Below are 6,816 nucleotides of genomic sequence, written 5' to 3' on the forward strand. Positions count from 1 at the left end.
TCCTCGAATTTGTCCGCTATTTGGGTGGCTTCTGCCTCGTACAGGTCATGCGTGTACGAGCCGATGCAGTTCGGGATGTAAGACAGGAAGTCAAGAAAACACCAACTGCTCCCACTGCCAGCCATACCCGTGTCTGCTGGCGGATACCACCAACAGAGGATGATTGAAACAGCCAAAGGACGGAACAGCTTCAGTACATCCAGTGGCTCATGTTTCACCATCATCTTGTACGCCATTCCCGCTGCCATCACAATAGCGAACAGGGCAGCCAGTGCCATGCACATTTGTAGTATCCACCAGAACGGTCCCTGCGAGCCGGTAAAAGTCGCATCAGTCAGGAACTCGTTCGTTTGAAAAATCACATCGTCTATCTCTTCTTCAAGGATATTGATACCGAAATCCGAGAGTATATTTCCGTCTGCCATACGTTTTTGTTTTTTCAGTTCCCTTTGCTTACTGTTTCATCTCCGTCACCGCTGTCGCCCGTGTTATTGCCCGATTGCGGGCCGCGCACGGCAAAGCGCGATTCGTGCCACCGGCTCACCGCATCGCGGACAATACTCTTCTTATCCAGAGTACGGTCAGCGGTAGCGTTCAGTAGCGTACTTGTTACCGTAGTATTCTGCCGTTTGGCAAGGTAGCCGACAAGGATTTCGTTCTGTCGGGTTATATCCTCGTAGATGCGCAGATACTCTTTTTTCCGCTGTGCGTTGGGCATATAGGCATCTTTCGTTGCATCAATGGCGCACTGGTAGATATGGTAATATTCCGTCCATCTGTCTTTATCCTCCGGTGTCCCCCCGACAGGCAAGATGCGGTCTATATTTCGTTTGAACCGTACCATCTGTCCGTTGACCTTATCGCCTTCGGCGAGCCATGCGATGTCCGCTTGACGGTCAGCCACGTTCAAGGCCTCTATCTTTGCCCGGCTCACCAATGCCGAGTCGATGGCTTCAGCTTCATCCGTTTGGTTGTACAGGTTGACGCCCGCCAGTGTGCGGAACGACAGTTTGTTCTTGGCTGCTGCCGACTTTTTGTACTTGTTGTGCAGTATGGAATAGTAGAGGTCGGGCGAGAGTGCTCCCGTACCGGTTTCCATTACTGTTACTTGATTTTGTTTCGGCGAATCGTGGTTATAGGTCACGGATTGTGCCTTTGCCGCCGTGGTTGCAATTATTGTAACCGTCACGAGTAAGAGTATTCTGTCCATATTTACTTTCGGTTATTTTGTTACTAATCTTTCAATACTCAATGTGCTTCAATCAGTTAATCACCGAGATTATTCCACATTTCTTTTTATATTATATTCATTTCTAATCCTTTCCTCTCCCCGCGAGAAGTGCATGTCATCCTTTTCAATACAAATACATTTTCTATTCGTATGAATACAGGCGATTGCAGTGCTCATGCTTCCAGAGGCAAAATCAAGGACTGTGTCACCCTCTTTCGTGTATGTTCTTATCAGATATTTCAATAATGCGACTGGCTTTTGATTAACATGAATCGTTTTGCCCTCTGATTCCGCAGTTTTGAAATATTTCACACTTCGTGGGTATCTCGTTCCTTTGTTTTCATTTCTGAATGTAGGATTTGGTACCTTGTTTACTCCTGTCCAGTTACTCCCTCTCTTTGTACGATTTTCATAAGGCTCACCTTCTTCCATGATTGGATAATAAGGAGTTCTGCCGTTACAAAAGATACTGATTAGCTCATGCGCTTTTAGAGGTTGCTTTTTAGCAAGAAGGAAATTGCTTGCTTTTGACTTTTCCCATACCCAGTCATATTTAAATTCGGCTAAATTGCCACAGCGTAAAAGGCTGCTGAACGGTTCGCTGCCAAATAAAGCCGTAGGTGCATTATCCTTTCTCACCCTTCTAATCTCCTCCCACATTTTCGAGAATGGTATTATCTTATCCCATTGCGAAGCTGTAATTCCAAAAGGTGGGTCGCATAGAACTAAATCAATACTTGATTCTGGGAGAAGAGGCATTACTTCAAGGCAATCGGCTTTATATAGCGTAATGTCTTTTGCAAAAACGATCTTTTTCATTACATCTTTTATTAATCCAAATGTCCATTTGCCTCTTGGTTATAGGCCGGATAGACTTGTTTGTACTTAAAGTTTCTTTCTCTGTTTGTACTTCTCCGAACATCCAGGACGAAACGCTTTTCCTGCGTTTTAAGATATTCCTTAGCAATTTCGGTGCATAGAAGTCATAATCTAACTTGTGGCATTATTTACCTCCTTCCTCTTTTACCGTCAATAATCCAGTCGTCCCGCATTGCGCCACCGTCCGAAAGCACCGTCAATAATTTCCCGTTTGGTACGTTCCCGGTAAATCTTCGATTTCCAGTAGCCGATACGTACCTGTATGTATCTCCATGTCTCGATGTATGCCCGGTTCAAGTGTTGCTCAATACTGTCCAGCGACTTGTTCACGGACTCCAGTACCATCAGCAGGTCGCTGGTCGAGCAGGCCGCTGCGCCCGTGGCATACAGCACGAGGTCGCTCACCGACTTATAGAGGTGTTCTCCCTCGTTGGCGATGTCCCGTATTGCCTTTTCATTGATAGTCAGTATCAGTGCGTCTGACGGCTCGATGTTCCCATGTTTCAGGATTTTCTCATGGAAAGCCTCCAGCATGGTCTTATAGTCACCGATACGGTCACTTACCGAACTGTAGGTATCCTTCACGTTCAGCACCGTCCGTAGGGACTGGTACATCACGTCGATGACATCAAAGGCACGGGTATAGCGGTCAAGGTCGATATTCACTTCCTTGTATTTGCCCGTCTCCTCACGGCTGTACTCGTGCAGCAGTTGGTTGCTGTATTCCAGTGTGCTTCGGGCCAATAACAGGCTGCGTTGTTTCTTGTGGTCGTTGATGTACGCTTCCACCGACATGATATCGAATGTCCATTGACCCTTGGCTACATTGGGTAGTAGCGCAAGCAACGTGATGGCTATCAGCATAGTGCGTTTCATGGTCGTACCTCCTTTCTGCCACTTCGGGATGTCCGTGCGTTTTCTACCCAGCGGTCATGGCACTCTTCCACGAGCGTCAGCCTACGACCCTCGTCCGTATCGAGTTCCGGTAGCACATCCTTCAGTACGTCGATGATGTTCCGCTTGTAGTGCATCATCTTCTCCAAGGATACGAGGTCGGCGTATATTTTCGTGATACGTGAATCCACTTCTCGTGCGATTTCGAGGCGGTCACTTGACCAAAGCAGGTGGTACACGTCGCTGTTCGGTACTTCTTCCATAGGTTCTGTACGGGCATACTCGGTAGTGATTTTACAGTTGGGATATTCCCGTGCAATTTCCGATATGCGATTATTCACGATTTTAGTCTTTTCCTCGTTCGGCAGGTTCGGATCGAGTGTCAGTACATCGGCAACGTGCGTGTCTGTGTATGCCGAAGTCAATTCCCAACTGATTTGGATGATGGCACGGTGGATTTTGATACCCAGAAAGTATTTCGGCTTCCGTGCGATAGAAATAGTCGCACGGAACGTAATGATACCATTGATGTTCGGCATCGTCGCCTTACGGACGAACGTATAGCCGCTCCATGTACCTCCGTCCTGCCAAGTGAGGCTGTAGGCTGTCTTACAATCCTGCATGATGGCCGGTAGGCGGTAGTAATCATCTGTCGGCACATCGTTCTCAGCTTCCGCTTCCTGCTTCGCATCTGCGTACTCCTTCTGCTTTTGTTGCCACTCGGCAAGTTCGCTTTTCAGTTCCTCGATACGTGTCCGGTTGGAGTTATATTGTTGCCGGTAAGCTGCTGCGTCTTCCACGCTCGCCTCGGCAATTTTTTTCAGAAGGTCGGCGTTTTCCTTTTCCAAGGCACTAATCTGAGATTGAAGAACGGCAACCTGATTGTCCGCTTCCCGTATCAGTGCGTCCAGTTCTGAAAGGTCCAGTTCGTTCTCCGTTACCGAGGTCTGCATGACGCACTCTTTGGAGTGGGCATCCAGTGAGCCGCCACACTTACGGCACTTGTATTGTGTCGAGCCTTGTCCCAGCGTCGCCCCGTCTGAACAGGTTACACTGATGGTCACGCTTTCACATCCCTGCAATTTTGCGGCGTCCGTCGCCTGATAATAGGTCCGTGCATCGGATGCTATGTAATAGACATAGCCTTCCTCGTTGTCATTGAACTCCGAGAGGCGGGCATTGAGCTGCGCTTTGAACGTGTTCAGATCCATCGAATAGGAATCGAAGACATCCTCATAGACTACCTCCGTCCGGTTCCAGCTCTGTGTCACATGTATCTCATAGGCGTATGCCTTCTTGGTCTGCTTGTTGCCTTTGCTGATGATGTAGGCCTGTTGTCGGGTATTGATAGTATAGGTGTAACCGTCGTTGCTGTTGTTGAGCTGTTGTACTCGGCTTCTTGACCATCCGGCATACTGTTCTGAGTTGGCAAGGGCCTGCTCCCGTTGCGAAGCGTTCGGGTAAAATCCCGGATCGCTCGTATTAAAGCGTGTCCATGCGCCCCCGTTCAATATGCTGTTGTCGTCTGTCGGTGGGTAGTAGTCGCATAGAGAAATGCTTCCTTGCTCACGCCGTGCGATATACCACCGTTGCGTGTAATAGTTCCCGACTGCATTGTCCATGTAGTCGGTCATCCACGATGTGAGGTCGTAGTTGCTGAAATTGAACAATGCGGCCACGCTGTCCTGGCCGCCCACCATGTCGATTAGCAGACTACCGATGTCATGTTCCGCCTGCTCGAAGAGAGTACCGTAGTGTTCATACAGGTTGCCGATTTCATTGGCTTTGCCGCCCAACAGGTCATGGAACGCACTGCTTTGCAGTAGAGCGTCACCGAGGTTCTCCATACCAGATGTTGCCAGCCCTACGCCCATGTTATAAAGGTTGTCGATATCGCCTTTCAAGTTCTCGATGGTGAAATTGCCCGGCACTTTGGCCAAGTTGTCCAACATCCGTTGCCAATCGGTACCGCCCAGTTCTGCGAGGTTCAGCAAACTGGCGATGTCGCGGTCAATTTCCAGAAAAGCGATGTCCGAGAACGTCAGTGTGCTGTTGGTCACAACGCTTTCGAACTGCATACACAGGCTCTTCGTATCATCGCAGACTTTCATCAGGTAACTGCCCCAGTGGATGGCTGTTTGTGGTGAGCGTAGCATCAGTTTCGCTACCACCCATATTTTCGGCATGATTTTCTCCGCCACCATATGGTAAATTCGACGATAGTAGTAATTTTCCGTGCTGCTGCACCAGATGCCAAGGTCGGACAGAGCCTTGTGTTCCAAAAATTTGGAAGAAAATATCCCTGCTGCTGCCACCTCTGCCGCCGTATAGTGTTTCAGAATATCATCCACCTGCTCGCGGTAGTAGCTTTCAGCCACTACCTCCGTGCCGAATGCGGCGGCCATGGCCGCCACGGTACGTGCGTCATAGTTCACGCTGTAATATTGTGCGTGAACGTGCTGTGTCAGGGCAGGCAATAGGATAACCCAAAAGATAAACAGCCGTTTCATCGTTTCAGACCTCTTTTATGTATTCCGGTTCCTTGTGATTGAAATACCACCGCTCAGATTCGATACAATTCTCCGTGACAAGTCGGCAGAACATATCATGTATGATGGTAGTATCCTTGATGGCCCTTTTGATCCGGGCTTCTTGGGAGCCGAACCATCTCAAGAAGAAAGGCTGGTTTAGATAAGTTTCGCGCACGGTCTGATAGCGTAGCCATCCTAAGTCACTCAGTCTTTTTTCACTCATCGGACTGCTGTTCAGTTCCCGGAATAGTTCTTCACGAAATCCGTTTTCATCGAAGGCAGGTTTGCTGCTACACAGCCTGTCGCACATATCGTAAAACTCCTTTTCTTTGGGGTTTTCTTCATAATATCGGTTCAAGTACGTTTCCAGTTCTACATCGGACATACCCAACCGAAGGGAATACTCCGCCAATAGCCGTTCGATGGCAGCTACCTTGTCCGGTGTCATGTCATCCATACGGAGCAGGTTCTCCTTGGATAGCATACAAAACTCCCGGAGGGACAAAACAGTGAGTTCCGGATTATTGACAGAAATTTGTTCGCGCGTCAAGCTGCTTTCAAACCCCATCATATTTATTCCGTAGTCCAGTGACAGGGTGATTAAAATCCTTTTCGTTTTCATTATGATGTTATTTTAGTGGTTAAGTTCAGTACACGTCCCGCTTCATTAACTTTCTGTGCAAACGGCAATGCCTTGCCGATACCGCTGGCATCCCAGTCACGGCAATATGCCTCGATAGCCTTTTGGTGGCTGCATTGTAGCTCGCGCTTGTAAAGTTTCAGAGCCTCTTTCTCTGCCCGTTCAGTCGTGTAGGTCATGTAGCACTCGTGCGGTTCCTCCACGCCATAAACACCGCTGGTCGTGCCCCGGCGGATAAATACCTCGCGGAAGAAGCTGCGTCCTTCCTTGTTTTCGAGGCGGTTGATGGTGAAAATTTTCTTACAGTCCACGTCCGTTAGGCCAAGAATCGCCTTGATGGTATCGAAACGTTCCTTGAATTTGCTTTGGTCAAGCAGCATCACCACATCCGAGTTGTTGATGATGGCCTCTTTCACGATTTCGCTGCCGATGATGTCCTGTATCTCCTGTGTCACCACACCTACACTGGCCCAGAATTTACGTGCCGTTTTGTACATAAATTTGATGTATTCCGCCATCAGCGGGCTGGCGATGGCTTTCCACGCTTCCTCGATGACAAGGACTTTGCGGTTCTTTTTGATGCGCATTTTCTGTAAGAAAACATCCATGATAATCAGCGTGACCAAAGGAAAAAGCAGCGG

The 6,816-nt window shown here is 48.5% G+C and carries 5 protein-coding genes and 2 pseudogenes; all 7 read right to left on the reverse strand.

The window, feature by feature from the left end; genetic code table 11:
• Positions 1-425, reverse strand: a pseudogene (locus ABUA47_RS21790) (hypothetical protein); the annotation flags it as partial.
• 14 nt (positions 426-439) lie between these two features.
• Positions 440-1,210 carry a DUF5045 domain-containing protein gene (locus ABUA47_RS21795; protein WP_005836903.1) on the reverse strand — a complete coding sequence of 257 codons (771 nt, stop codon included), beginning with the start codon at positions 1,208-1,210 and terminating at the stop codon, positions 440-442.
• Positions 1,211-1,279: 69 nt separating this feature from the next.
• Positions 1,280-2,050 (reverse strand): DNA-methyltransferase, encoded by a 771-nt coding sequence (locus ABUA47_RS21800; RefSeq protein WP_009292743.1) that lies wholly within the window; start codon positions 2,048-2,050, stop codon positions 1,280-1,282.
• 210 nt (positions 2,051-2,260) lie between these two features.
• On the reverse strand, positions 2,261-2,986 hold the full coding sequence (locus ABUA47_RS21805) for a hypothetical protein (protein ID WP_009292744.1): 726 nt from the start codon (positions 2,984-2,986) through the stop codon (positions 2,261-2,263).
• Positions 2,983-5,514: a hypothetical protein gene (locus ABUA47_RS21810; RefSeq protein WP_349832039.1), complete on the reverse strand. Its 2,532-nt coding sequence runs from the start codon at positions 5,512-5,514 to the stop codon at positions 2,983-2,985. The genes ABUA47_RS21805 and ABUA47_RS21810 overlap by 4 nt, the downstream gene beginning before the upstream one ends.
• Positions 5,515-5,518: 4 nt before the next feature.
• Positions 5,519-6,157 carry a hypothetical protein gene (locus tag ABUA47_RS21815; protein WP_005836910.1) on the reverse strand — a complete coding sequence of 213 codons (639 nt, stop codon included), beginning with the start codon at positions 6,155-6,157 and terminating at the stop codon, positions 5,519-5,521.
• A pseudogene (locus ABUA47_RS21820) lies at positions 6,157-6,816 on the reverse strand (conjugal transfer protein TraG); the annotation flags it as partial. The gene ABUA47_RS21815 and the pseudogene ABUA47_RS21820, both read right to left, overlap by 1 nt.

It is taken from the genome of Bacteroides sp. RTP31139st1_H2_RTP31139_211217, from assembly GCF_040227615.1.
Classification (GTDB): domain Bacteria; phylum Bacteroidota; class Bacteroidia; order Bacteroidales; family Bacteroidaceae; genus Bacteroides; species Bacteroides uniformis.

Bases quoted from the DNA above. Each gene is read 5' to 3' on its own strand.
- ABUA47_RS21805 (WP_009292744.1), bottom strand. From the start codon at position 2,986: ATGAAACGCACTATGCTGATAGCCATCACGTTGCTTGCGCTACTACCC.
- ABUA47_RS21795 (WP_005836903.1), bottom strand. From the start codon at position 1,210: ATGGACAGAATACTCTTACTCGTGACGGTTACAATAATTGCAACCACG.
- ABUA47_RS21800 (WP_009292743.1), bottom strand. From the start codon at position 2,050: ATGAAAAAGATCGTTTTTGCAAAAGACATTACGCTATATAAAGCCGAT.
- ABUA47_RS21815 (WP_005836910.1), bottom strand. From the start codon at position 6,157: ATGAAAACGAAAAGGATTTTAATCACCCTGTCACTGGACTACGGAATA.
- ABUA47_RS21810 (WP_349832039.1), bottom strand. From the start codon at position 5,514: ATGAAACGGCTGTTTATCTTTTGGGTTATCCTATTGCCTGCCCTGACA.